Raw genomic sequence first — 26,624 nt, forward strand, 5'->3', positions numbered from 1 at the left:
CCAGACGCAAAAAAGCGCGCATTTGCTAACGCGTTATCTTCAAGACACCAAGCCGCCCTCGCATTAAAAATTGAACAGGCTGAACGCGAAGTCAATATTGCAGCGACTGCTGCAGGTACTGCCGCAGCTATTCCCGTGCCATTTTCAGACGCATTTACACTGGTTCCTATCCAAGTAGACATGCTGGCAAAAATTGGCGTAACCTTTGGAATGGAAGTAAGAGCAGCAACATTAACAACTGTTGTGACATCAATAGCTGGAGCGTCTGCCGCCACAGTAGTAGGGCGGACGCTCGTCATCGGCTTATTGAAAATGGTTCCAGGGGTAGGCTCCGCTGCAGGCGGGGCAATAGCGGCCGCGACTGCTGTAGCACTCACAAAAGCTTTGGGCGCTGCTTATATTGCTGTGCTAACGGATTTCTGCAACCAACATCCAGGTGAAGAACTAGATATACCGCGCATCACAGCAGCACTAAAAAATCGCCTCAAGTTTTCCTGATACCAAAAAACAGATTAGCCTCCGCAGGCACACTGACGGGGGCTATCTTTATTGCGTACAAGCAATTCACTCAATCAAGCCTTACTGTTCTCTAGCGAGGTGAGTAGAAACTCGTTTACAAAAAGAGGCGGCCAAAGCTGAGACTAGATGATCTCCTAGCCAGACTCTCCATAGGCCAAACTCCTGACCTCGCCTTCAAGTTATGCACCTCTTTATCAAATGACTTCCCCCTGCCCCGCAGATACGAACTACCCTTTCCCTCAATACACCTGACCGCAGCGCTGCCCAGCACCCGACCGCCTGCACCAAGCCGGCCGCACCCCCTACTCCAGAAGGCCGCCGCCATGCCCCAACCCCACGACAAGCCCTACATCGTCGCCCTGGACCAGGGCACCACCAGTTCGCGGGCCATCGTGCTCGATCGCGAGGCCGGCATCGTCAGCGTGGCGCAGCGCGAGTTCACGCAGTTCTACCCGCAGTCGGGCTGGGTCGAGCACGATCCCATGGAGATCTGGGCCACGCAGAGCGCCACCTTGGTGGAGGCCCTGGCCCAGGCCGGGATCGAGCAGCGGCAGGTGGCTGCCATCGGCATCACCAACCAGCGCGAGACCACGGTGGTCTGGGACCGGCAGAGCGGCCGGCCGATCCACAACGCCATCGTCTGGCAGTGCCGGCGCAGCGCGGCGATCTGCGAGGAGCTCAAGCGCGACGGCCTGGAGGAGTATGTCCGGGAACACACCGGCCTGGTCATCGACCCGTATTTCTCCGCCACCAAGATCAAGTGGATCCTCGACCACGTCGAGGGCAGTCGCGAGCGGGCGCGGCGCGGCGAGCTGCTGTTCGGCACCATCGACTCCTGGCTGGTCTGGAAGATGACCCAGGGCCGGGTGCACGTCACCGACTACACCAACGCCGCGCGCACCATGCTCTTCGACATCCATGCGCTGGACTGGGATACGCGCCTGCTCGAGGCCCTCGACATCCCACGCGAAATGCTGCCGCAGGTGCGCTCCTCTTCCGAGGTCTACGGCCACGCCTGCATCGCCGGCGGCGACGCGCACGGCGGCATCCCCATCGCCGGCATCGCCGGGGACCAGCAGGCCGCGCTGTTCGGGCACATGTGCGTGGAGCCCGGCCAGGGCAAGAACACCTACGGCACCGGCTGCTTCCTGTTGATGAACACCGGCGCCAGGGCTGTGCGCTCGGCCCATGGGCTGCTCACCACCATCGCCTGCGGGCCGCGCGGGGAGGTCGCCTATGCGCTGGAGGGGGCGATCTTCAACGCCGGCTCCACGGTGCAGTGGCTGCGCGACGAGCTCAGGCTGATTGACGACTCGTTCGACTCCGAATACTTCGCCACCAAGGTCGAGGACAGCAACGGCGTCTACCTGGTGCCGGCCTTCACCGGCCTGGGCGCGCCCTACTGGGACCCCTACGCGCGCGGCGCGGTGTTCGGCCTGACCCGTGGAGTGAAGGCCGACCACCTGATCCGCGCCGCGCTCGAATCCATCGCCTTTCAAGCCTGCGACGTGCTCGACGCCATGCAGCGCGACGCCGGCGAGCGGCTCAGGTCGCTGCGCGTGGACGGCGGCGCGGTGCGCAACAACTTCCTCATGCAGTTCCAGGCCGACCTGCTCGGCACGCCGGTCGAGCGCCCGGCGCTGAAGGAAGTCACCGCGCTCGGCGCCGCCTACCTGGCGGGTCTGGCCACCGGCTTCTGGAGCGGCCTCGACGAGCTGCGCGACAAGGCGCGGATCGAGCGGGTGTTCGAGCCGGACTGCTCCGACGCCAAGCGCCAGGCGCTGAGTGCCGGCTGGAAGAAGGCAGTGGCCCGCACCCGGCGCTGGACCGAGGAGGAGTGAGCACGAGACAGGACCTGCGGAGCGGACTGCCGGGTGCCGACAGGGCGCGAGACAGGTATCGTCTGGACCGTTCCCGGCAATGCCCGCTCGCTCTCGCCTTGGACTTGGACTTGGACTTGGACTTGGACTTGGACTTGGACTTGGACTTGGACTTGGACTTGGACTTGGACTTGGACTTGGACTTGGACTTGGACTTGGACTTGGACTTGGACTTGGACTTGGACTTGGACTTGGACTTGGACTTGGACTTGGACTTGGACTTGGACTTGGACAGGTTTGGCGGCGATGCCATGCGCGGCCTCGCCCCCTTCGTCCACGTGATCGCGGGACCTCCCACGGTTGCGGCAAGGCTCGAAAACATTCATGCACAGCGGTGGCAGTGCTTGCCTTCCTGCCATAGCCTTCCCCTAAGGTGAACCTGTCTTTTCGCTGCAGCGCAGGTAGTCGCATGACGCATTCCCACACCAGTCTTGCCGAGCTCTACGATGTCGCCGTGATCGGCGGCGGCATCAACGGCGCAGGCATCGCCGCCGATGCGGCCGGCCGCGGTCTTTCGGTGTTTCTCTGCGAGCAGGACGACCTCGCCCGGCACACCTCCTCCGCCAGCAGCAAGCTGATCCACGGCGGCCTGCGCTACCTCGAGCACTACGAGTTCCGTCTGGTGCGCGAGGCGCTCGGCGAGCGCGAGGTACTGCTGGCCAAGGCCCCGCACATCGTCAGGCCGCTGCGCTTCGTCCTGCCGCACCGGCCGCACCTGCGCCCGGCCTGGATGATCCGCGCCGGTCTGTTCCTCTACGATCACCTGGGCACGCGCAAGACGCTGCCGGGCTCGCGCAGCCTTCGCTTCGGCGCCCGCAGCCCGCTCAAGGCGGAGATCCGCCGCGGCTTCGAATATTCCGACTGCTGGGTCGACGACGCCCGCCTGGTCGTGCTCAACGCCATGGCCGCCCGCGAGCACGGCGCCCAGGTGCAGACCCGCACCCGTTGCCTCTCCGCCAGCCGCAACCTGGACCACTGGCACCTGCAACTGGAGCGCGCCGACGGCAGCCGCTTTTCGATCCGCGCCCGGGCGCTGGTGAACGCGGCCGGCCCCTGGGTGGCGCGCTTCATCGAGATCGGCCTGCAGCAGAAGGCCCCCCACGGCATCCGCCTGATCCAGGGCAGCCACCTGATCGTGCCGCGGCTGTACGAGGGCGAGCATGCCTACATCCTGCAGAACGAAGACCGGCGCATCGTCTTCGCCATTCCCTATCTGGAGCGTTTCACCCTGATCGGCACCACCGACCGCGAGTACCAGGGCGACCCGGCGCAGGTACGGATCAGCGAGGCGGAAACCGACTATCTGCTCGCGGTGGTCAACCGCCACTTCAAGCGCCAGCTGAGCCGGGACTGCATCCTGCACAGCTATTCCGGCGTGCGGCCGCTGTGCAACGACGAATCGGCCGATCCCTCGGCAGTGACCCGCGACTACACCCTGGAGCTGTCGAGTAATCCGGGCGAGCCGCCGCTGCTGTCGGTGTTCGGCGGCAAGCTCACCACCTACCGCAGGCTGTCCGAAGCGGCGCTGGAGCGGCTGGCACCCTTCTTCCCGCAGATGGGTCCGTGCTGGACCGCCGGGAAACCGCTGCCGGGCGGCGAGCAGATGAGCGACAGCCGCACCCTGGCCATCCAATTGCGCGAGCACCATGCCTGGCTCGCCCCGGAACTCGCCCAGCGCTGGGCCACCAGCTACGGCAGCCGCGCCTGGCGCCTGCTGGAGGGCGTCGACGGCCCTGGCGATCTCGGCGAACACTTCGGCGCCAGCCTGCATGCCCGCGAAGTGGACTATCTGTGCATGCAGGAATGGGCACGGGAGGCAGAGGACATCCTCTGGCGACGCAGCAAGCTCGGCCTGTTCCTGAACGCCGAGGAGCAGGAGCGGCTGCGCGCCTATCTGGGCACGACGGCCAGGCAGTCGGAGTGCCGCGTCCTGGCCCCCTGAGGCTTTCACGCCCCGCCCATCGCTCCGCAGCAGGAGCATTGGCTGCGCTGCAATCGGAGTGGCCACTCTCGGCATGCATGGCTTCGCGCCATGGCACAACCCTGCAGGCAGGGTAAGCACGACCATGGTCGCAGTTTATCGGCCTCGGCGGGCTGGCTTAGGATCGAGCGAGGTCACCGCCCGGTGGCCTACAAAAAACCATGAAATAACAAGAACAAGAGGCGTAAGACATTCATGCGCAAGACCCTGCTGGTAATGCTGTGCACTGCGGGTATCCACCTGACCGCCCACGCCGGCGAGTTCGGCACCGCCGACGAAGCCAAGGCCATGCTCGAAAAGGCCGTGGCAGCGGTCGAGGCCGACAAGGCCTCAGCCCTGGAGAAGTTCACCAAGGGCGAAGACGGCTTCAAGGATCGCGACCTCTATCCCTACTGCGGCGGCCCGGACGGCACCTTCACCGCGCATCCCACCCTGATCGGCAAAAGCCTGAAGGAGCTGAAGGACAAGGAAGGCAAGGCCCTGGGCGAGGAAATCTACGCCAAGGCCCAGCCAGGCACGATCAGCGAAGTCTCCTACATGTGGCCGCGGCCGGGCAGCGATACGCCGGTCGAGAAGGTCACCTTCGTGACCAAGGCCGATGATCAGGTGTGCGTGGTCGGCTACTACAAGTAAGGCCCCTCCCCCAGCCACGGCTCCCAGAGGCACGTAGCTGAAGCGACAATTGCCGTGCGCCAGCCTTCTTCGGCGCACGGCAACCGAACAGCCCTCCTCTTGTTTCCTCCCGACAGACCGCTCCCCCGCGGGCGCCACTCCTCAAGCCCCACGTCCCTTTTCGCAGCTCTCGTCGGCCCGCGCCATTGCGTGCGGTGACGGATGCCGGCAGCGGCGCGCAGAGCCGCCCAAAAACAAAAGGCCCCGCCGGCGATGCCGGCGGGGCCCCTGTCACGCGACAGCGGTCCGATCAGACCTTGCTGCGCTCGTAGCGCTTGCGGTCGTTCTCGTTGAGCAGCTTCTTGCGCAGGCGGATCGACTTCGGCGTCACTTCCACCAGCTCGTCCTCGTCGATGAACTCCAGCGCCTGTTCGAGGGTGAACTTCAGCGCCGGGGTCAGCTGGATGGTCTCGTCCTTGCCGGAAGCGCGCATGTTGTCGAGCTTCTTGGCCTTGGTCGGGTTGATCACCAGGTCGTTGTCGCGACTGTGGATGCCGGCCAGCTGGCCTTCGTAGACCTCCTCGCCCGGGGACAGGAACAGCTTGCCGCGATCCTGCAGGGTTTCCAGCGAGTAGGTCAGCGCGGTGCCGGTGGCCATGGAGACCAGCACGCCGTTCTGGCGGTGGGCCACTTCGCCAGCCTTGATCGGGCCGTAGTGGCTGAAGGTGCTGGTGAGGATGCCGGTGCCCGAGGTCATGGTCAGGAAGGCGTTGCGAAAGCCGATCAGGCCGCGCGCCGGGATGGTGTATTCGAGACGAATACGGCCCTTGCCGTCCGGGATCATGTTGGTCAGGTCGCCCTTGCGCAGGCCCATCTGCTCCATCACCGGGCCCTGGTGCTGCTCCTCGATGTCGATGGTGACGCTCTCGTAGGGCTCCTGCTTCTCGCCGGCCTCGTTCTCGATGATCACCACTTCCGGGCGGCCCACGGCCATCTCGAAGCCCTCGCGGCGCATGGTCTCGATCAGCACCGAGAGGTGCAGCTCGCCGCGGCCGGACACCTTGAACTTCTCCGGGCTATCGCCCTGCTCGACGCGCAGCGCCACGTTGTGCAGCAGTTCCTTCTCCAGACGATCCTTGATGTTGCGGCTGGTGACGAACTTGCCTTCCTTGCCGGCGAACGGCGAATCGTTGACCTGGAAGGTCATGCTCACGGTCGGCTGGTCGACGGTCAGCGGCGGCAGGGCCTCGACGTTCTGCTGGTCGCACAGGGTGTCGGAGATGTACAGCTCCTCCATGCCGCTGACGCAGACGATGTCGCCGGCCTGGGCTTCCGGCACTTCGACGCGCTGCAGGCCGTGGTGGCCCATGATCTTCAGGATGCGGCCGTTGCGCTTCTTGCCGTCGGTGCCGATGGCGGTCACCGGGGTGTTGGACTTGACGGTGCCACGGGCGATGCGGCCGATGCCGATCACGCCGAGGAAGCTGTTGTAGTCCAGCTGGGAGATCTGCATCTGGAACGGGCCCTCGACGTCCACCACCGGGGCCGGCACGTGGTCGATGATGGCCTGGAACAGGGCGTCCATGTTGTCGTCCATCTTCTCGTGGTCCATGCCGGCGATGCCGTTCAGGGCACTGGCGTAAACGATCGGGAAGTCGAGCTGCTCGTCAGTGGCGCCGAGGTTGTCGAACAAGTCGAAGATCTGGTCGATCACCCAGTCCGGACGCGCGCCCGGACGGTCGATCTTGTTGACCACCACGATCGGACGCAGGCCGGCCTTGAACGCCTTCTGGGTCACGAAGCGGGTCTGCGGCATGGGGCCGTCCTGGGCATCGACCACCAGCAGCACGGAGTCGACCATGCTCATCACGCGCTCCACCTCGCCGCCGAAGTCGGCGTGCCCGGGGGTGTCGACGATGTTGATGTGGTAGCCGTTCCACTGGATGGCGGTGTTCTTGGCCAGGATGGTGATGCCGCGCTCCTTTTCCTGGTCGTTGGAGTCCATCACGCGCTCGTTCTCGGCCTCCTTGCGGTCCAGGGTGCCGGAGAGCTTGAGCAGCTTGTCGACGAGGGTGGTCTTGCCATGGTCGACGTGGGCGATGATGGCGATGTTGCGCAGTTTTTCGATCACGGTTCTGTCTCTATGAAAGCGTCCAGCTGAAGGCTGGGCGCTGAAAAAAGGAAAGTGGGCCGAACTGGCCGACAGCGACGTTGCGGGCGGTCAGCGGTCGGGAGGGCGGTGGCGGATACTGCCACCGAGCAGGCCCGGCAACCTATGCCGGACGATAAACGCGCACATTGGCATGCCCCTCGCTCAGAAGATGATGAGCATGCAGGCGGCTCATGACACCCTTGTCGCAATAAAGGAGATATTGACGGTTGGTGTCCAGCTCCTTGAAACGGTTGTTCAGCGCGTAGAAGGGCAGCGTCCGCACCTCGATGCCGGGAAGCGTGAGCGGCTCGTCCTCGGCCGTGTCCGGATGGCGGATGTCGAGGACGATCTGTCCGGCCAGCGCCTCGCGGACCTCCTCCACGCGGATCTCCTCGCCCAGTTCGTCGATCACCCGGTCGATCGGCACCAGGCGGGCGCGCTCCAGGGCGCGCTCGAGGATCGCCATGTCGAACTGGCGCTCCTCGTACTCGATGCGCTCGCGCTTCGCGCGGGTGGTCGGGTTCACCGAGATCACCCCGCAGTATTCGGGCATGTTCTTGGCGAACTCGGCGGTGCCGATGTGCGTCGCGGTGTCGATGATGTCCTGCTTGTGGCTGGCGACCAGCGGGCGCAGCACCAGCATGTCGGTGGCCGAATCGATCACCGAAAGGTTCGGCAGGGTTTGGCTGGAGACCTGGGAAATGGCTTCGCCGGTGACCAGTGCGTCGATCTTCAGGCGCTCGGCGATGCGCGTGGCGGCGCGCAGCATCATGCGCTTCAACACCACGCCCATCTGGCTGTTGTCGACCTTGCCGAGGATCTCGCCGACCACTTCCTCGAAGGGCACGCTGACGAACAGCACGCGCTGCGAGCTGCCGTACTTCTGCCACAGGTAGTGGGCGACTTCCATCACCCCCAGTTCGTGGGCGCGTCCGCCCAGGTTGAAGAAGCAGAAATGGCTGAGCAGGCCGCGGCGCATCATCTGGAAGGCCGCCACGGTGGAATCGAAACCGCCGGACATCAGCACCAGGGTCTGCTCCAGGGCGCCCAGCGGGTAACCGCCGACGCTGTCGTGCTGGCTATGGATGACGAACAGGCGCTGATCACGGATCTCCATGCGCACCTCCACTTCCGGAGCGCTCAGCGAGATGCCCGCGGCGCCGCACTGCTGGCGCAGGCAGCCGCCCACATAGCGCTCCACCTCCATCGAGGTGAAGGAGTGCTTGCCGGCGCGCTTGCAGCGTACGGCGAAGATCTTGCCGGGCAGTTGCGCAGCGTAGTGGCGCTTGCACTTTTCCAGGATGTCGTCGAAGTCGCCCAGGGGGTACTCGTGCACCTCGAGGAAGTGGGCGATGCCGGGCGTGCAGCTCAGCCGCTCGACCATCTCGCGCAGAAGGCGCGGATCCTCGACTGCGGTCTCCACCTCGAGGTTGTCCCATACGCCGGTCACCGCCAGGTCCGGATCGAGGTCGCGCAGCACGGTGCGGATGTTCTTCGCCAACTGGCGAATGAAGCGCTTGCGCACCGGCGGGCTCTTGATGGTGATTTCCGGAAAGACCTTGACGATGAGTTTCATGGAGGCAGCACGGGCCGGACAGGCAAAAAGGGGGCGAGATTATAGCGGATCTTGCTCAAGGCTTGACCAATTATCGGCAGGCCTGCGCACCTGCACCAAAATGAAACAAAACACCTGATCCAGGCACATAAATCGGGCGCAACTTTCCGCCACAATAGCCGGCACCGGAATGGCAGGTCTGGCCGAGAGCCCTTTCTTACCTCCCGAGCAGTGGCATGAAACTTGCTCTCTTGTGGCGCGACTTGCCTTGGCGGATGATCGCCGCCCGGTTTTACCCGAATTCCCCGAGGGCCTTTTCGAGGCTCTCTCCACCTGGAGGACAACATGTCGAAGTCGCTTCAACTGATCAAAGAACATGACGTGAAGTGGATTGATCTGCGCTTCACCGACACCAAAGGCAAGCAGCAACACGTAACCATGCCGGCGCGTGACGTGGACGACGACTTCTTCGAATACGGCAAGATGTTCGACGGCTCCTCCATCGCCGGCTGGAAAGGCATCGAAGCTTCCGACATGATCCTGATGCCGGACGACAGCACCGCCGTGCTGGATCCGTTCACCGAAGAGCCGACCCTGATCATCGTCTGCGACATCATCGAGCCTTCGACCATGCAGGGCTACGATCGCGACCCGCGCGCCATCGCCCGTCGCGCCGAGGAATACCTGAAGTCCACCGGCATCGGCGACACCGCCTTCTTCGGTCCGGAGCCCGAGTTCTTCATCTTCGACGAAGTGAAGTTCAAGTCCGACATCTCCGGCTCCATGTTCAAGATCTTCTCCGAGCAGGCCTCCTGGAACACCGACGCCGACATCGAGAACGGCAACAAGGGTCACCGTCCGGGCGTCAAGGGCGGCTACTTCCCGGTTCCGCCGGTCGATCATGACCACGAAATCCGCACCGCCATGTGCAACGCCCTCGAAGAGATGGGCCTGAAGGTCGAAGTGCACCACCACGAAGTGGCCACCGCCGGCCAGAACGAGATCGGCGTCAGCTTCAACACCCTGGTGGCCAAGGCCGACGAAGTGCAGACCCTGAAGTACTGCGTGCACAACGTCGCCGACGCCTACGGCAAGACCGTGACCTTCATGCCGAAGCCGCTGTACGGCGACAACGGTTCGGGCATGCACGTGCACATCTCCATCGCCAAAGACGGAAAGAACACCTTCGCTGGCGAAGGCTATGCCGGCCTGTCCGAGACCGCCCTGTACTTCATCGGCGGCATCATCAAGCACGGCAAGGCGCTGAACGGCTTCACCAACCCGTCGACCAACTCCTACAAGCGTCTGGTCCCGGGCTTCGAAGCCCCGGTCATGCTGGCCTACTCGGCCCGTAACCGTTCCGCCTCCATCCGCATCCCCTACGTCAACAGCCCGAAAGCCCGCCGCATCGAGGCGCGCTTCCCGGACCCGGCGGCCAACCCCTACCTGGCCTTCGCCGCTCTGCTGATGGCCGGTCTGGACGGCATCCAGAACAAGATCCACCCCGGCGATGCCGCCGACAAGAACCTGTACGACCTGCCGCCGGAAGAGGCCAAGGAAATCCCGCAGGTATGCGGCAGCCTGAAGGAAGCCCTGGAAGAGCTGGACAAGGGCCGCGCCTTCCTGACCAAGGGCGGCGTCTTCTCCGACGACTTCATCGATGCCTACATCGAGCTGAAGTCCGAGGAAGAGATCAAGGTGCGCACCTTCGTGCACCCGCTGGAATACGACCTGTACTACAGCGTCTAAGCCAGCCGGCAGCATTGGAAGGCCTCCCTCGGGAGGCCTTTCTTTTTGAGTGATCGCCGTAACGCTCCGATATCCCCGGACTTGCCAGCCCACAGCAGCAGTGCAAGGCTTCATCCAACGAGTTTCGCGGAAGCCCTCTCCCATGCGCAGCATATTGCCCGGCCTGCTTCTGCTGCTGGCCCTTCCAGCCGGCGCGGAGATCTACAAGTACCTCGATGCCAACGGCAACCCTGTCTTCAGCAACCAGCCACCCGAGGGCGTGGCCGCGGAAAAGGTCGAGTTGCCGGCGCCCAGCATCGTCACCCCGCCCCCTCCCGACCCGGCGGACGCGGCCAAACGCAAGGAGCAAGCGGCAGAGGCCCGCTATAGCCGCCTCGAGCTGACCGGCATTCCGGACGGCGAATCCCTGCGTGCCAACAACGGCAGCCTCAGTGTCGACGTGGCCATCGAGCCCATGCTGCGCCCCGGCCACAGCCTGCGCCTGCTGCTGGACGGCCAGCCCTACGGACAGCCCGGCAGGGCCACCCGCCTGCAACTGGTCAACGTCGATCGCGGCGAACACAGCCTGGCAGTGGAAGTGCTCGCCGGCGACCGCTCCCTTCAGCAGAGCGCTCCGCTCGTGTTCACCGTCCAGCGGGTCCATCGGCGCAGATAGACGACTCCATGCGAATCCTTCCCCTCTGCCTGGCCCTGCTCGCCTTTCCGGCGCCGGCCGAGATCTACAGCCATGTCGACGAGCAGGGCAATCGGGTCTTCACCGACCAGCCCCGGGGCGACGCGCCGGCGATCCGCCTGAACCCGACCAACAGCATGTCCGCTGTGCCGACGGCACAGCCCACACGGGAAAATTCCGCCCCCCGGACGAAGAAGCCCGGCTATCGCTGGCTGCGCATTGTCGATCCGGAGCCCGATGCCACCCTGCGCGACGCCAGCGTACTGACGGTGACGGCTGCCAGCGAGCCCGCCCTGCATCCCGGCCACCGCTACCGGCTGCGCCTCGACGGTACGCCGGCCGGTCCGGGCGGGGCGGAACCGGTCTTTTTCCTGGACAGCCTGGAACGCGGCACCCATCTGCTGGTCGTGGAAATCCTCGATGCCGAAGGCCGCCCTCTGGAGAGCAGCCCCGAGCAGGCCGTGCACGTGAAGCGCCCCTCGCTGATCCAGAAGCGCCTGGCCAGCCCCTGCCAGCTCGCCGATTACGGGGTGCGTCCCGAGTGTCCGCTGAAGGACAAGCCAGCCCAGAAGCGGGACATCCCCTACGTGCCCGTCCTGTGAATCCCGCCCTGTTTTGGGGCAACTTACAGCCTACCCTTCTATACTGTCCCCATATTGGATCATCTCCTGTCCGCGAGGCGCGCCAAAAGTCGGCATGGAGCACGCTTTCTCGCCTCCCTGAAATTCCGGTGCATTTTTTGCATTTGCCGACCCGACGCCGGAGCCCTGGTAAACCAGCCAATGCCTGATAACGACAACCTGCACCGCCTGCTGCTGGACAACCTGACCACCGCCACCATCCTGCTCGACGGCGAGCTGCGCCTGGAGTACATGAACCCGGCCGCGGAAATGCTGCTGGCCGTCAGCGGCCAGCGCAGTCACGGACAATTCATCAGCGAACTCTTCACCGAGTCCCCCGAAGCCCTGATCTCCCTGCGCCAGGCCGTGGCCGAGGCGCACCCGTTCACCAAGCGCGAGGCCCAGCTCACTTCGCTGACCGGCAAGACCCAGACGGTGGATTACGCGGTGACCCCGGTCATCAACCAGGGGCAGACCCTACTGCTGCTGGAGGTCTATCCACGCGACCGCCTGCTGCGGATCACCAAGGAGGAGGCCCAGCTGTCCAAGCAGGAAACTACCAAGCTGCTGGTGCGTGGTCTGGCCCACGAGATCAAGAACCCGCTCGGCGGTATCCGCGGCGCGGCGCAGCTGCTCGCCCGCGAACTGCCGGACGAGGCCCTGAAGGATTACACCAACGTCATCATCGAAGAGGCCGACCGTCTGCGCAATCTGGTGGATCGCATGCTCGGCTCGAACAAGCTGCCGTCGCTGGCGATGACCAACATCCACGAGGTGCTGGAGCGGGTCTGCAGCCTGGTGATGGCGGAAAGCGAGGGGCGCATCGTGCTGGTGCGCGACTACGACCCGAGCATCCCGGAGCTCTTGATCGACCGCGAGCAGATGATCCAGGCGGTGCTCAACATCGCGCGCAATGCCATGCAGGCGCTGACCGGCCAGAGCGATCTGCGCCTCGGCCGCATCCAGCTGCGCACCCGCACCCTGCGCCAGTTCACCATCGGCCACGTTCGCCATCGCCTGGTCTGCCAGGTGGAGATCATCGACAACGGCCCCGGCATCCCCGCCGAACTACAGGAAACCATGTTCTATCCCATGGTCAGCGGCCGTCCGGACGGTACCGGACTGGGCCTGGCCATTACCCAGAACATCATCAGCCAGCACCAGGGCCTGATCGAATGCGAGAGCCATCCCGGCCATACCCGCTTCTCGATCTATCTGCCGCTGGATCTAGGAGCCTCATCTTCATGAGCCGAAGCGAAACCGTGTGGATCGTCGACGACGACCGCTCCATCCGTTGGGTCCTGGAAAAGGCCCTGCAGCAGGAAGGCATGACCACCCAGAGCTTCGACAGCGCGGACGGCGTGCTCAACCGCCTGTCCCGCCAGCAGCCGGACGTGATCATCTCCGATATTCGCATGCCCGGCGCCAGCGGCCTCGACCTGCTGGCGCAGATCCGCGAGCACTACCCGCGTCTGCCGGTGATCATCATGACCGCGCACTCCGACCTGGACAGCGCGGTGGCCTCGTACCAGGGCGGCGCCTTCGAGTACCTGCCCAAGCCGTTCGACGTCGACGAGGCGGTGTCGCTGATCAAGCGCGCCAACCTGCATGCCCAGGAGCAGCAGGGACTGGAAGTGCCGACCGTCCAGGCGAACACCCCGGAAATCATCGGCGAGGCGCCGGCGATGCAGGAGGTGTTCCGCGCCATCGGCCGTCTCTCCCACTCCAACATCACCGTGTTGATCAACGGCGAGTCCGGCACCGGCAAGGAGCTGGTCGCCCATGCCCTGCACCGCCACAGCCCGCGCGCCAAGGCGCCGTTCATCGCACTGAACATGGCGGCCATCCCGAAGGACCTGATGGAGTCCGAACTGTTCGGCCACGAGAAAGGCGCCTTCACCGGCGCCGCCAGCCTGCGCCGTGGACGCTTCGAGCAGGCCGACGGCGGAACCCTGTTTCTCGACGAGATCGGCGACATGCCGGCCGACACCCAGACCCGCCTGCTGCGCGTGCTGGCCGACGGCGAGTTCTATCGGGTCGGCGGCCACACGCCGGTCAAGGTCGATGTGCGGATCATCGCCGCCACCCACCAGAATCTGGAAAACCTGGTGCAGGCCGGCAAGTTCCGCGAGGACCTGTTCCATCGCCTGAACGTCATCCGCATCCACATCCCGCGCCTCTCCGACCGCCGTGCCGATATCCCCGCACTGACCCGGCACTTCCTCAACCGCGCGGCCGTGGAGCTGGCGGTCGAGCCCAAGACGCTCAAGCCGGAAACCGAGGAATACCTGAGCAACCTGCCCTGGCCCGGCAACGTGCGCCAGCTGGAGAACACCTGCCGCTGGATCACGGTGATGGCCTCGGGGCGCGAGGTGCACATCGACGACCTGCCGCCGGAGCTGCTCAGCCATACCCAGGAGAATGCGCCGGCCAACAACTGGGAACAGGCCCTGCGCCAGTGGACCGACCAGGCCCTGGCCCGCGGCCAGTCGAACCTGCTGGACATCGCCGTACCGGCCTTCGAGCGGGTGATGATCGAGAGCGTGCTCAAGCACACCGCCGGACGCCGCCGCGACGCCGCCCTGCTGCTCGGCTGGGGGCGCAACACCCTGACGCGCAAGATCAAGGAGCTCGGCATGAACGTCGGCGGCAGCGACGAGGAAGACGGCGACGAGAGCTGACCCCCCATCCTTCATCTTCCGGCCCGCCTTGTGCGGGCCTTTTTCATTCGGACCACGGCACGCATGCCGCCGCATGGGCCAAAGCTCTGCGAAAACAATCTTTTCGACATGCCGGGGTTGTATCGTGCAGCGGCCGGCCCCATATCGGCTGTTCGGCGCATGCAATCGCCCGAATCTTCGATTGACCGGGACAATGAACCCTATGCGGTCAATCAATGAAGGTTTTTCCCGGGATCGCGTAACATCGCCCCTGATTTCCCCATCCACAAAAAGGAGTTCGCAGATGTCTCTGATCAACACTGAAGTCAAGCCGTTCAAAGCCACCGCCTACCACAACGGCAAGTTCATCGACGTCACCGAAGCCGATCTGAAAGGAAAGTGGTCCGTATTCTTCTTCTACCCGGCCGACTTCACCTTCATCTGCCCGACCGAACTGGGCGATCTGGCCGACAACTACGCCGAATTCCAGAAGCTGGGCGTTGAAATCTACGCCGTGTCCACCGACACCCACTTCACCCACAAGGCTTGGCACGACAGCTCCGAAACCGTCAAGAAGCTGCAGTTCCCGATGATCGGCGATCCGACTCTGGCCATCTCCCGCAACTTCGAAGTGCTGATCGAAGAAGCCGGCCTGGCCGAGCGCGGCACCTTCGTCCTCGACCCGCAGGGCAAAATCCAGATCATCGAGCTGAACGCCGGCAACGTCGGCCGTGACGCCAACGAACTGCTGCGCAAGATCAAGGCTGCCCAGTACGTTGCCGCCCACCCGGGCGAAGTCTGCCCGGCCAAGTGGAAGGAAGGCGAAGGCACCCTGAAGCCGTCGCTGGATCTGGTCGGCAAGATCTAAGTCGCCCCAGACCACCGCGCCACGGGGCCGCAACCGGCTCCCTGCCGCATAAGAAAACGCCCGGTCGCGCTGCGCGCCGGGCGTTTTTCATTACAGACGGGCGGCTTGGCGGCCGTAGGGTGGGAAACCGCGCCAGCGTTTTCCACCATGGTTTACGCCCTCAATACCCCAAGTCGAACTCCTCCGCCGCCATTTCCATCAGCGGGCCGGCGCCGCTGAGCATGGCCTCCACATGGCTGCGGGTACGTGGCAGGATCCGCGTGAAGTAGAAGCGCGCGGTCTGCAGCTTGGCACGGTAGAAGGCCTCCTCACCCGTTCCGGCAGCCAGCTTTTCCTGCGCCAAACGCGCCATGTCGGCCCAGAAGTAGGCTAGGCAGGCATAGCCGGAATACATCAGGTAGTCGACCGCGGCGGCTCCCACCTCCTCGCGATCCTGCATGGCCTGCATGCCGATCTGCAGGGTGATCTCGCCCCACTCCTTGTTCAGCCGGTCCAGCGGCTCGACGAAGGCCTTGAGCCCCTCGTCCTCGGCGTGGGCCTTGCAGAACTTGTGCACGATCTTGGTGAAGGCCTTGAGCGACTCGCCCTGGGTCATCAGCACCTTGCGCCCGAGCAGGTCCAGCGCCTGCACGCCGGTGGTGCCCTCGTAGAGCATGGCGATGCGGCTGTCGCGCAGGTTCTGCTCCATGCCCCACTCGCGGATGTAGCCATGTCCGCCATAGACCTGCAGGCCGAGGCTGGCGGCCTCGAAGCCGGTCTCGGTCATGAAGGCCTTGGCGATCGGCGTGAGGAAGCCCAGCAGCAGGTCGGCCGCCGCCCGCGATGCGGCGTCCTGGCTGTAGCGGGCGATGTCCACCTGCTTGGCCGAGAAGTGCAGTAGCGCCCGGTTGCCCTCGGCGAAGGCCTTGATGGTGAGCAGCATGCGTCGCACGTCGGGGTGCACGATGATCGGGTCGGCCGGCAGCTCCGGCGCCTTCGGGCCGCTCAGGGCGCGCATCTGCAGGCGCTCGCGGGCGTAGCGGATCGCGCCCTGGAAGGCTACCTCGGCATGCGCCAGCCCCTGCAGCGCAGTGCCCAGGCGCGCGGTGTTCATGAAGGTGAACATGCAGTTGAGGCCCTTGTTCGGTGGGCCGATGAGAAAGCCGGTAGCACCGTCGAAGTTCATCACGCAGGTGGCGTTGCCGTGGATACCCATCTTGTGCTCGATCGAACCGCAGGACACCTGGTTGCGCGCACCCAGCCCGCCATCGGCTCCCGGCAGGAACTTCGGCACGATGAACAGCGAGATGCCCTTGGTCCCGGGCGGCGCGTCGGGCAGACGGGCCAGCACGATGTGCACGATGTTCTCCGCCAGGTCATGCTCGCCGGCGGAGATGAAGATCTTCGTGCCACTGACCCGGTAGCTGCCGTCGGTCTGCGGCTCGGCACGGGTGCGCAGCAGGCCCAGGTCGGTGCCGCAATGCGGCTCGGTCAGGCACATGGTGCCGGTCCATTCGCCGGACACCAGCTTGGTCAGGTAGGTCGCCTTCTGCTCCTCGGTACCGTGGGCCGACAGGGTGTTCATCGCCCCCTGAGCCAGCCCCGGGTACATGCCCCAAGCCCAGTTGGCCTCGCCGATCATCTCGGTGATGGCAATGTCGAGGGATTCCGGCAAGCCCTGACCGCCATGCTCGACGGCATGCGCCAGGCTCGGCCAGCCGCCCTCGACGAAACGCCGATAGGCCTCTCTGAAGCCGCTCGGGGTTTTCACCCCCGCCTCGCTCCATTGGCAGCCCTCGATATCACCCACCCGGTTGAGCTGTGCGATCACCTCTTCGCAGAAACGTGCGCCCTCCTCGAGGATGGCATCCACCACATCGGGCGTGGCATCTGCACCACCAGGCAGGCTCCGGTAGTGGGCCGGGTAGTCGAGCAATTCATCGCGAACGAAACGGATATCCCGCAAGGGGGCCTTGTAGTCGGGCATGACGATACCTCGGCGGCTCGGATCAAGGGCATGGACAGCTCTGCGGTCGCGGAAGACAACCCCTGTCCCCGCAGAAGCCTCTGCCCTCATCATTACACGTATTGTTCTTACATACATATCTTAGGGTCTGTTGACGTTTTGACGTAGGCCGCGACAGCGGCCCGTTTGGCGCAGAACAAGGAGCGAGGAGAGAAGTTTGGTCATTCCAAATGAACGACGAGCGACGCCGTGCTGCGCCAAACGGGCCCCGTCCCTGCGGGTGGGGCCGCCGAGGTTGCACGGCAAATGCCGCCATGCGGCGTTGCGGGTCTTGGCAAGGGAATGACCATTGCCGGCGACCCGCGCCTTGCCGAACGCGGCCCGGCCTGGCGGCATTTGACGCGGCAACGCGGCTCACGCCAAAACGTCAACAGACCCTAGCCTGTGCCTGTCAGGCAGCACCGCACTGGCGAAACGGCCGGCCCCTTACGACCGACGCAGAGCATTCACGCTCGTCCGCCCGCGGGAACGTCCGCAGGGCCGGGCAGTCCTCTTGGAAAGACCGGATGTCTCAGGAGGCGCCATGAACCCGCATCCCCCTCTCGCTGCCGAGCGTATCCCGCCCGAACGGCTGCACCAGGCCAATGTCCAGGGCCTGGAGCGAGCCGCCTCGCTGGCCGGCGGCAGCCTGCTGATCGGCAAGGGGCTGCGCCGCGGTGGCCTTGGCGGCGGCCTGCAAGTAATCCTCGGTGGTCTGGCTCTGGTGCGCGGGCTGAGCGGTCGCTGTGCCCTGAAGGCCGCCATGCAGCCGAGCCCGCTCGAACAGCAGCTGATCGAAGACACCCATTGGCGCAGCGCCAAGGCCCTGGCGCGCAGCATCACCATCAATCGCCCGCGCGAGGAGCTGTACCGCTACTGGCGCGACTTCAACAACCTGCCGACCTTCATGACCTTTCTCGAGCACATCGAAGTCCTGCCTGGGGCGCGCGTCCGCTGGGTGGCCAGATTGCCGATGGGCAAGACGCTGGAATGGACCACCCATCTCACCGAGGACTTGCCGGGCGAACGTCTGGCCTGGGAGTCGGAGGCCAACGCGCCGATCCGCAACCTCGGCCGGGTGACTTTCCGGGATGCCCCGGATGAACAGGGCACCGAGATCCAGGCGCTGATCGCCTACGAGCCGCCGGCTGGTCGTGTAGGACATGCGCTGGCCGGGCTGCTCGACCAGTTGCCGGCCTTCAAGACCGCTCAGGACCTGCGTCGCCTCAAGCAGCTCATGGAAACCGGCGAGATTGCCACCAGCCGCATGACCCGGGACGCCAGAGTCGAAACGCTCCAGCCAGTTCCCCCCACTGCCGAGCAAGGTATCCACTGATGCGCGCCCTGACCTGGCAAGCCCCGAACCGCCTCAGCGTCGAAACCGTTCCCGATCCCTCCATCGTCAATCCGAAGGATGCGATCGTCAGGGTCGTCATGTCCTCGGTATGCGGCTCGGACCTGCACCTGCTCGGCGGTTACGTGCCGACCATGCAGCCTGGTGACGTCATCGGCCATGAATTTCTCGGCGAGGTGGTGGAAACCGGCTCGGCGGTCAGCGCCTTCGCCAAGGGCGATCGGGTGATCGCCATCTCCATCATCGGCTGTGGCGAATGTGCCTATTGCAGCCGGAACGACTTCAACTGCTGCGACAACTCCAATCCGAACAGCCCTCAGACCGAGCTGGCCTACGGCTACACCTGCGCCGCTATATTCGGCTACAGCCATGCCTTCGGCGGTTACGCAGGCAGCCACGCCACCTACGTCCGGGTGCCCTACGCCGAGGTGAACCTGTTCAAGGTGCCGGAAGGCATTACCAACGAGCAGGCCGTGTTCGTCTCGGACGCCGCCCCGACCGGCTTCTTCGGCGCCGATCAGGCGAACATCCAGCGCGGCGATACCGTAGCCGTATGGGGGTGTGGGGGTGTCGGCCAGATGGCCGTCCGCAGTGCCTACCTGCTCGGCGCGGAACGGGTGATCGCCATCGACCGTTTCACCGATCGCCTGGAGCTGGCCGAGCGCAAGGCCCACGCCCTCCCCCTCAACTACGAAACTACCGATGTGCACGAGGCCCTGCTGGAGCTGACCGGCGGGCGCGGCCCGGACCGCTGCATCGAGTGCGTCGGCATGGAGGCCCACGGCACCGGCATCGAGTACGCCTACGACAAGGTCAAGCAGCAGCTGCGCCTGCACACCGAGCGCGGCGAAGCCCTGCGCCAGGCCATCCACAGCTGCCGCAAGGGCGGTACGGTGTCGGTGCTGGGGGTCTACGGCGGACTGCTCGACAAGTTTCCCATGGGTGCGATCGTCAACAAGGCATTGACGCTGCGCGCCGGCCAGCAGGCCGGCCAGCGCTATGCCGAGCGACTGTTCCAGTACATCCTGGCGGACCTGCTGGACCCGAGCTACCTGCTGACCCATCCGATGAGCCTGGAGGAAGGCCCGGAAGGTTACCGCCTGTTCAAACACAAGGAGCAGAACTGCCTGCGTGCGGTATTCATGCCCTGAATGGCAGCCCGAGCGGCGCAAGATCGAGATGTCGGGCCACGGCCGCAGGCGTGGCCGCGTGCAACTGGGGGACCTGTCCCAGGCAGGGCGCCAGCAGACGTTCGGCGAGGGTCGCAAGGTTCTCGTCGAGACGCGCGGTGTGCGGATCGATCACATTGGCCACCCAGCCGACCAGCGGCAGGCCGTCGCGGACGATCGCCTCGGCGCTCAGCAACGCATGATTGATGCAGCCCAGGCGCACGCCAACCACCAGAATCACCGGCAGACCGAGGGCCACCGCCAGATCGGACAGGTTTTCGCGCCCTGACAGAGGCACTCGCCAGCCGCCGGCGCCCTCCACCAGAGTGAGGTCGGCGCCATACGCCAATACCTGGCGTACCGGCGGGAGGAGGGTCTTCACCGTCAGCTCGATGCCGACCTCACATGCGGCCAGATGCGGGGCAATGGCCGGAGCGAAGGCGACCGGATTGACTTCGGCATAGTCCAGCGCCACTGAACACTCGCCGAGCAAGGCCAGGGCATCGCCGTTGCGCAGCCCTTCGGGTGTGGCCTTGCAGCCAGAGGCCACCGGCTTGGCCGCGGCGGTGGACAGTCCCCTCTGCCGGGCGGCATGCAACAGGCCGCAGGCCACGGTAGTCTTGCCGGCATCGGTGTCGGTGCCGGCGATGAAGAAGGCGGCGCTCACGTCTATATGCTCCTAATCGCTCGAAAAATAGATGGCCGCATGGAGCAGCCCCAACACCAATGCCCAACGATGCCAGCACCGGGCAACCGACCGAGGGTACGCCATCGCCGGCCTGCGGCTCTCCCGAGAGGGGCCGGTCGTGCTACTGTCCCGGCATGACTCCCCCGGCTTCGACTCCGGGCGCGGTCTCCGCGAGTGTCTTTTCGATCCGCATCCTCTTCTGTGGAAGTCCGTGCTCCTCGATCAGAACATTTTCCTGATGCACCACGCTCCATCCTCAAGAAGAAAGCGCCATGCCTCCCTGTCACACGCATGCCATTGCCATCGTCGGCCACAGATGCCGGCCATTCCGCCCGGCTTCGCCTCCGTGGTCACACACTACCCTCCACACGGAGGCGGTGCCGGCAGGACCGAAATCCTCATGAGCAGCCGCGACAATCCCCTCTGGCTGCGACTCTGGCGCGACCGGCGAACCGACGACTTCCACCAGAAGACGGTGAATCGCTACCTGGCCAGGTTTTGGCCCGACCTCGCGCGCCCCCTGGGCAGCCGGGTATTCGTCCCCCTCTGCGGCAAGAGTCTGGATATGATCTGGCTTGCCGAGCAGGGCCATGAAGTCATCGGCGTCGAGCTGAGTCCCGTCGCCGTCCGGGCCTTCTTCCAGGAGAACCGCCTGCAGCCATCTCGACGGCGGATGGGCGACTTCACCCTGTGGGAGCACGGCCGAATCGGTATCCTCTGCGGAGATTACTTCGCGCTGGACAAGGGGGACCTGGGGCAGATCGACACGGTGTACGACCGGGCGGCGCTCACCGCTCTGCCGGAAGACATCCGCCGACTCTACGTGGCTCACCTGCGAAGAATAGTGCCGGCCAACACCGGCGTCTTTCTGCTGACCATCGAGGACGCGGAGGAGGACCTGCCTTTAGAGCAGGCCTTGGGCGTGGATGAGGAGCTCACGGCCCTTTATTCAGAAGGGTTCGAGATCAGGCTGGAGCATGTCGAAAGCGTGTTCGAGACCGATCCGCAGACGCCAAAATGCCCCCCAAGACGCGCCGAATACAAGGTGTATCGACTCTCCGGCAGGGCGGACGCTAGATAGCGGATCGACAGGGCGCCGGAGATCGAAGTGTGGAGTACTTCGAATCACGCTGCTGCGCCCGCCTCTCCTGCACCATCAGGCTGTGCGATCAGGCCGACAGAAACTCCTCCTGCAGCACGGTCACCCAGCGCTCGAGGCGCTCGTCGGTCTTGTCCGCCTCGTTGATCTTGTCGAACGGCAGGCCCACGAACTTACCGTCGCGCACGGCGAAGGAATACTCGTAGGTGTAGCCATCGGTCGGAAAGCTGCCGACCAAGGTGGCGCCACGCGCCTTGAACTTGTCGTAAAGAATGCCCAGTGCACTCACGAACTGCTCGCCGTGGGAGACATAATCACCAGCACCGAACAGGGCAATGGTCTTGCCCGAAAAATCGGGCTTTTCATTATCTAAGTCCAGCAGCGGATCGCGCCAGTCATTCTGCACTTCGCCCGAGCCCCAGGTGGAACAGCCGAACAGCAGGTGGTCATACTTCAGCATGTCGTCGAAGTCGACGAAGTCTTCTTCCATGTTGTAGAGATCACAGCGATCCTCGCCCAAGAGCCCGGCAAGCTTTTCAGCCACTTTTCCAGTGACGCCGGAGGAGCTGCCATAGAAGATACCGATGCGTGACATACCTGTGTTTCCTTCGTAAATAAAACAATCAATGGTGTGTATTGCCAAAACCGAACAGGAATTCGTTAATCTCGCCCAGGCCGAGCGGCGCCGCAAAGCCGGAATTGGCGCCTCAATCACCTTGGCTGGTGCAGCCTTCGAGAAGAGCGGGGCCAGCAGAACACCGGGCTCTCATCAGAAAAACCCCACAAATAGGAATGATTATCAAGTTACCAAACACTCTCCGTCAACCCCCTGTCCGGGTGTTTCGGTGTGCCGGCCGAGGCCCTCTCTGCCGTCAAGCGGGATAGAAGACGGCAGTGGATAAGCTGCTGCAGTGTACCGGCCGATTGTCGTATAAGGCGGCCGGATTTTTTCGAGCCAGAGCGAGCTATACGAAAACCGATGAAGACACCCAAACGCCTTGAGCCCCTGATCAAGGATGGCCTGATCGACGAAGTCCTGCGCCCGCTGATGAGCGGCAAGGAAGCGGCCGTGTACGTGGTGCGCTGCGGCCGCGAGCTGCGCTGCGCCAAGGTCTACAAGGATGCCAGCAAGCGCAGCTTCCGCCAGGCCGCCGAATACCGGGAGGGCCGCAAGGTGCGCAACAGCCGCGATGCGCGGGCCATGGCCAAGGGCAGCAAGCACGGGCGCAAGGAGCAGGAGGAGGCTTGGCAGAACGCCGAAGTGGCCGCGCTCTACCGTCTGGATAAAGCTGGCGTGCGCGTGCCCAAACCCTATGCCTTCCTCGACGGCGTACTGCTGATGGAAATGGTCACCGGTGACGACGGCGATGCAGCGCCGCGCCTGAACGATATCAACCTGACGCCTGAGCAGGCCCGCGCATACCACGCCTTCATGATCCGCCAAGTGGTGCTGATGCTCTGCGCCGGCCTGGTGCATGGCGACTTATCGGAATTCAACGTGCTTCTCGGCCCGGACGGGCCGGTGGTAATCGATCTGCCGCAGGCGGTGGACGCGGCGGGCAACAATCATGCGCTGAGCATGCTTGATCGTGATGTCGCCAACATGAATGCCTATTTCGGCCACTTCGCTCCCGAATTGCTCAAATGCCAGCATGCCCGGGAGATGTGGGCCCTGTACGAGGCCGGCAAGCTGACCCCGAACAGCATGCTGACCGGTACCTTCGAAGAGCAGGAGGAAGAAGCCGACGTCTGGGCTGTGATGCGCGAGATCAACGCCGCTCTGGCCGACGAGGCTCGCCGCAAGGCAGTACGCGAAGCGGAAGATGCGCCGGTACAGCGCGAGGAACCGACACCACCGTGGCTACGCAGTTGAACGCAGACCGTCACACATAAGGAGAGGGCAACCCACACGTCGCTTTCTCTCCGACCATGGCCGATGCATCATCTTCGGCACCCCTGTTGACGGGTCATGCCCATACGTCGAGCCCGGCGCCTGGATTGAAGCTTGCGATCACTGTATTACAGTTCGGATGGCATGAGTGGTCGTGGTGCAGCCATGAGGTATCTGCCCCATGACGACCCTGTAATGGTGAATGTCGAGCATGCCACCACACTGCGGGATCTCAAACACCTAGAAGCCTTGTGCCGCCCCCCGACCCGCCGCCGGGGCGTCCGGGGGCGCAAGCAAGAACCCCCGAGCCGGATGACGGCTCGGGGGTTCGGAAAGGGCGCTTGACGATGACCTACTCTCGCATGGGGAAGCCCCACACTACCATCGGCGATGCGTCGTTTCACTGCTGAGTTCGGGATGGGATCAGGTGGTTCCAACGCTCTATGGTCGTCAAGCAATTCGGTGGGGAGGTCGCTGTGCGGCGCCCTCCCGTATCGGGCATGTGATATCGGTGTCGCGGTGCTCTTGCGGTTCAGGCGAATCTTCGGTTCTGTCGGCTTCGACCCCACCCGCTGCCGCAGCGTGCTGCGTGCAGATTGTTTGGGTGTTATATGGTCAAGCCTCACGGGCAATTAGTATGGGTTAGCTCAACGCCTCACAGCGCTTACACACCCCACCTATCAACGTCGTAGTCTTCGACGGCCCTTCAGGGAGCTCGATGCTCCAGTGAGATCTCATCTTGAGGCAAGTTTCCCGCTTAGATGCTTTCAGCGGTTATCTTTTCCGAACATAGCTACCCGGCAGTGCCACTGGCGTGACAACCGGAACACCAGAGGTTCGTCCAACCCGGTCCTCTCGTACTAAGGTCAGCCCCTCTCAAATCTCAAACGTCCACGGCAGATAGGGACCGAACTGTCTCACGACGTTCTAAACCCAGCTCGCGTACCACTTTAAATGGCGAACAGCCATACCCTTGGGACCGGCTTCAGCCCCAGGATGTGATGAGCCGACATCGAGGTGCCAAACACCGCCGTCGATATGAACTCTTGGGCGGTATCAGCCTGTTATCCCCGGAGTACCTTTTATCCGTTGAGCGATGGCCCTTCCATACAGAACCACCGGATCACTAAGACCTACTTTCGTACCTGCTCGACGTGTCTGTCTCGCAGTCAAGCGCGCTTTTGCCTTTATACTCTGCGACCGATTTCCGACCGGTCTGAGCGCACCTTCGTACTCCTCCGTTACTCTTTGGGAGGAGACCGCCCCAGTCAAACTGCCCACCATACACTGTCCTCGATCCGGATGACGGACCAGAGTTAGAACCTCAAGCATGCCAGGGTGGTATTTCAAGGATGGCTCCATGGGAACTAGCGTCCCCACTTCAAAGCCTCCCACCTATCCTACACAAGCAGGCTCAAAGTCCAGTGCAAAGCTACAGTAAAGGTTCACGGGGTCTTTCCGTCTAGCCGCGGATACACTGCATCTTCACAGCGATTTCAATTTCACTGAGTCTCGGGTGGAGACAGCGCCGCCATCGTTACGCCATTCGTGCAGGTCGGAACTTACCCGACAAGGAATTTCGCTACCTTAGGACCGTTATAGTTACGGCCGCCGTTTACCGGGGCTTCGATCAAGAGCTTCGCTTGCGCTAACCCCATCAATTAACCTTCCGGCACCGGGCAGGCGTCACACCCTATACGTCCACTTTCGTGTTTGCAGAGTGCTGTGTTTTTAATAAACAGTCGCAGCGGCCTGGTATCTTCGACCGGCATGGGCTTACGGAGTAAATCCTTCACCCTCACCGGCGCACCTTCTCCCGAAGTTACGGTGCCATTTTGCCTAGTTCCTTCACCCGAGTTCTCTCAAGCGCCTTGGTATTCTCTACCCGACCACCTGTGTCGGTTTGGGGTACGATTCCTGGTTACCTGAAGCTTAGAGGCTTTTCCTGGAAGCAGGGCATCAACCACTTCGCCTTCGTAAAAGAAGGCTCGTCATCAGCTCTCGGCCTTGACCACCCGGATTTGCCTGAGTGATCGGCCTACCACCTTAAACTTGGACAACCAACGCCAAGCTGGCCTAGCCTTCTCCGTCCCCCCATCGCAGTAACCAGAAGTACGGGAATATTAACCCGTTTCCCATCGACTACGCTCTTCAGCCTCGCCTTAGGGGTCGACTCACCCTGCGTCGATTAACGTTGCGCAGGAACCCTTGGTCTTTCGGCGTGGGTGTTTTTCACACCCATTGTCGTTACTCATGTCAGCATTCGCACTTCTGATACCTCCAGCCAGCCTCTCGACTGACCTTCACAGGCTTACAGAACGCTCCTCTACCGCGCATCTTGCGATGCACCCGTAGCTTCGGTGCCTGGTTTGAGCCCCGTTACATCTTCCGCGCAGGCCGACTCGACTAGTGAGCTATTACGCTTTCTTTAAAGGGTGGCTGCTTCTAAGCCAACCTCCTAGCTGTCTAAGCCTTCCCACATCGTTTCCCACTTAACCAGGACTTTGGGACCTTAGCTGACGGTCTGGGTTGTTTCCCTTTTCACGACGGACGTTAGCACCCGCCGTGTGTCTCCCGTGCTGACACTTGCCGGTATTCGGAGTTTGCATCGGTTTGGTAAGTCGGGATGACCCCCTAGCCGAAACAGTGCTCTACCCCCAGCAGTGATACACGAGGCGCTACCTAAATAGCTTTCGAGGAGAACCAGCTATCTCCGAGCTTGATTAGCCTTTCACTCCGATCCACAAGTCATCCGCTACCTTTTCAACGGGAGTCGGTTCGGTCCTCCAGTCAGTGTTACCTAACCTTCAACCTGCTCATGGATAGATCGCCCGGTTTCGGGTCTATACCCAGCGACTAGACGCCCTATTAAGACTCGCTTTCGCTACGCCTCCCCTATTCGGTTAAGCTTGCCACTGAATATAAGTCGCTGACCCATTATACAAAAGGTACGCAGTCACCCAACAACGTGGGCTCCCACTGCTTGTACGCATACGGTTTCAGGTTCTATTTCACTCCCCTCTCCGGGGTTCTTTTCGCCTTTCCCTCACGGTACTGGTTCACTATCGGTCAGTCAGGAGTATTTAGCCTTGGAGGATGGTCCCCCCATGTTCAGACAACGTTTCACGTGCGCCGTCCTACTCGATTTCACTTGCCAGATCCTTTCGTAT

At 63.4% G+C, this 26,624-nt stretch carries 20 protein-coding genes and 2 rRNA genes (1 of these 22 cut by a window edge); 15 read left to right on the forward strand and 7 right to left on the reverse strand.

Annotated elements, in window-relative coordinates; genetic code table 11:
- Positions 1–69 precede the first annotated feature (69 nt).
- The 5 genes from GCU53_RS26040 to GCU53_RS09645 all read left to right on the forward strand — a co-directional run bounded on the left by GCU53_RS26040 (position 70) and on the right by GCU53_RS09645 (position 5,013).
- Positions 70–498 (forward strand): DUF697 domain-containing protein, encoded by a 429-nt coding sequence (locus tag GCU53_RS26040; protein WP_280115880.1) that lies wholly within the window; start codon positions 70–72, stop codon positions 496–498.
- A 344-nt stretch (positions 499–842) separates the two neighbouring features.
- Positions 843–2,360 carry a glycerol kinase GlpK gene (glpK, locus tag GCU53_RS09630; protein ID WP_152387419.1) on the forward strand — a complete coding sequence of 506 codons (1,518 nt, stop codon included), beginning with the start codon at positions 843–845 and terminating at the stop codon, positions 2,358–2,360.
- Between the two features lie 110 nt (positions 2,361–2,470).
- Positions 2,471–2,776, forward strand: a complete 306-nt coding sequence (locus GCU53_RS25685; RefSeq protein ID WP_208845468.1) for a hypothetical protein — start codon at positions 2,471–2,473, stop codon at positions 2,774–2,776.
- A gap of 32 nt (positions 2,777–2,808) precedes the next feature.
- Complete coding sequence (gene glpD, locus GCU53_RS09640; RefSeq protein WP_152387420.1) at positions 2,809–4,341, forward strand: glycerol-3-phosphate dehydrogenase; 1,533 nt, start codon at positions 2,809–2,811, stop codon at positions 4,339–4,341.
- A 234-nt stretch (positions 4,342–4,575) separates the two neighbouring features.
- Entirely contained in the window at positions 4,576–5,013 is a 438-nt protein-coding gene (locus GCU53_RS09645) for a cache domain-containing protein (protein WP_152387421.1), read from the forward strand.
- A 289-nt stretch (positions 5,014–5,302) separates the two neighbouring features.
- On the opposite strand, the gene typA is transcribed toward GCU53_RS09645, so the two are convergent.
- Complete coding sequence (gene typA, locus GCU53_RS09650; protein WP_152387422.1) at positions 5,303–7,123, reverse strand: translational GTPase TypA; 1,821 nt, start codon at positions 7,121–7,123, stop codon at positions 5,303–5,305.
- 142 nt (positions 7,124–7,265) lie between these two features.
- On the reverse strand, positions 7,266–8,720 hold the full coding sequence (gene thiI, locus GCU53_RS09655; RefSeq protein WP_152387423.1) for a tRNA uracil 4-sulfurtransferase ThiI: 1,455 nt from the start codon (positions 8,718–8,720) through the stop codon (positions 7,266–7,268).
- Between the two features lie 324 nt (positions 8,721–9,044).
- Here thiI and glnA point away from each other — a divergent pair, with 324 nt between their 5' ends.
- The 6 genes from glnA (at position 9,045) to ahpC (ending at position 15,269) form a co-directional block, all read left to right on the forward strand.
- On the forward strand, positions 9,045–10,448 hold the full coding sequence (glnA, locus tag GCU53_RS09660) for a glutamate--ammonia ligase (protein WP_131344914.1): 1,404 nt from the start codon (positions 9,045–9,047) through the stop codon (positions 10,446–10,448).
- A 142-nt stretch (positions 10,449–10,590) separates the two neighbouring features.
- Positions 10,591–11,103 (forward strand): DUF4124 domain-containing protein, encoded by a 513-nt coding sequence (locus GCU53_RS09665; protein ID WP_152387424.1) that lies wholly within the window; start codon positions 10,591–10,593, stop codon positions 11,101–11,103.
- A gap of 8 nt (positions 11,104–11,111) precedes the next feature.
- Positions 11,112–11,723, forward strand: a complete 612-nt coding sequence (locus GCU53_RS09670; RefSeq protein ID WP_152387425.1) for a DUF4124 domain-containing protein — start codon at positions 11,112–11,114, stop codon at positions 11,721–11,723.
- Between the two features lie 180 nt (positions 11,724–11,903).
- On the forward strand, positions 11,904–12,989 hold the full coding sequence (gene glnL, locus GCU53_RS09675) for a nitrogen regulation protein NR(II) (RefSeq protein WP_152387426.1): 1,086 nt from the start codon (positions 11,904–11,906) through the stop codon (positions 12,987–12,989).
- Positions 12,986–14,422 (forward strand): nitrogen regulation protein NR(I), encoded by a 1,437-nt coding sequence (gene ntrC, locus GCU53_RS09680; RefSeq protein WP_152387427.1) that lies wholly within the window; start codon positions 12,986–12,988, stop codon positions 14,420–14,422. Before glnL ends, ntrC begins: the two co-directional genes overlap by 4 nt.
- 283 nt (positions 14,423–14,705) lie before the next feature.
- The gene (ahpC, locus tag GCU53_RS09685) at positions 14,706–15,269 is read left to right on the forward strand and encodes an alkyl hydroperoxide reductase subunit C (RefSeq protein ID WP_152387428.1); all 564 of its coding nucleotides are present in this window, start codon (positions 14,706–14,708) and stop codon (positions 15,267–15,269) included.
- Between the two features lie 160 nt (positions 15,270–15,429).
- Here ahpC and GCU53_RS09690 read toward each other — a convergent pair whose 3' ends face one another.
- Positions 15,430–17,235, reverse strand: a complete 1,806-nt coding sequence (locus GCU53_RS09690; RefSeq protein ID WP_152387429.1) for a phenylacyl-CoA dehydrogenase — start codon at positions 17,233–17,235, stop codon at positions 15,430–15,432.
- A gap of 562 nt (positions 17,236–17,797) precedes the next feature.
- Between GCU53_RS09690 and GCU53_RS09700 the strand changes: the two genes are divergently transcribed.
- Both GCU53_RS09700 and GCU53_RS09705 read left to right on the forward strand, forming a co-directional pair.
- Positions 17,798–18,589, forward strand: a complete 792-nt coding sequence (locus tag GCU53_RS09700; RefSeq protein ID WP_152387430.1) for an SRPBCC family protein — start codon at positions 17,798–17,800, stop codon at positions 18,587–18,589.
- Positions 18,589–19,758 carry a zinc-dependent alcohol dehydrogenase gene (locus tag GCU53_RS09705; RefSeq protein ID WP_152387431.1) on the forward strand — a complete coding sequence of 390 codons (1,170 nt, stop codon included), beginning with the start codon at positions 18,589–18,591 and terminating at the stop codon, positions 19,756–19,758. The genes GCU53_RS09700 and GCU53_RS09705 overlap by 1 nt, the downstream gene beginning before the upstream one ends.
- Here the strand turns inward: GCU53_RS09705 and bioD are convergent.
- Entirely contained in the window at positions 19,748–20,443 is a 696-nt protein-coding gene (gene bioD / locus GCU53_RS09710; protein ID WP_152387432.1) for a dethiobiotin synthase, read from the reverse strand. The genes GCU53_RS09705 and bioD overlap by 11 nt on opposite strands.
- Before the next feature lie 421 nt (positions 20,444–20,864).
- Here bioD and GCU53_RS09715 point away from each other — a divergent pair, with 421 nt between their 5' ends.
- Positions 20,865–21,545, forward strand: a complete 681-nt coding sequence (locus GCU53_RS09715; RefSeq protein WP_152387433.1) for a thiopurine S-methyltransferase — start codon at positions 20,865–20,867, stop codon at positions 21,543–21,545.
- 88 nt (positions 21,546–21,633) lie between these two features.
- On the opposite strand, the gene GCU53_RS09720 is transcribed toward GCU53_RS09715, so the two are convergent.
- A complete protein-coding gene (locus GCU53_RS09720) occupies positions 21,634–22,158 on the reverse strand; it encodes a flavodoxin (RefSeq protein WP_152387434.1) in 525 nt (174 codons plus the stop codon).
- Between the two features lie 384 nt (positions 22,159–22,542).
- Between GCU53_RS09720 and GCU53_RS09725 the strand changes: the two genes are divergently transcribed.
- A complete protein-coding gene (locus GCU53_RS09725; protein ID WP_152387435.1) occupies positions 22,543–23,436 on the forward strand; it encodes a PA4780 family RIO1-like protein kinase in 894 nt (297 codons plus the stop codon).
- Positions 23,437–23,793: 357 nt separating this feature from the next.
- Here GCU53_RS09725 and rrf read toward each other — a convergent pair.
- Both rrf and GCU53_RS09735 read right to left on the reverse strand, forming a co-directional pair.
- Positions 23,794–23,909 (reverse strand): 5S ribosomal RNA (gene rrf, locus GCU53_RS09730).
- 156 nt (positions 23,910–24,065) lie between these two features.
- Positions 24,066–26,624 (reverse strand): 23S ribosomal RNA (locus tag GCU53_RS09735); it runs 333 nt beyond the window's last position.

The organism is Azotobacter salinestris (genome assembly GCF_009363155.1).
Classification (GTDB): Bacteria; Pseudomonadota; Gammaproteobacteria; order Pseudomonadales; family Pseudomonadaceae; genus Azotobacter; species Azotobacter salinestris.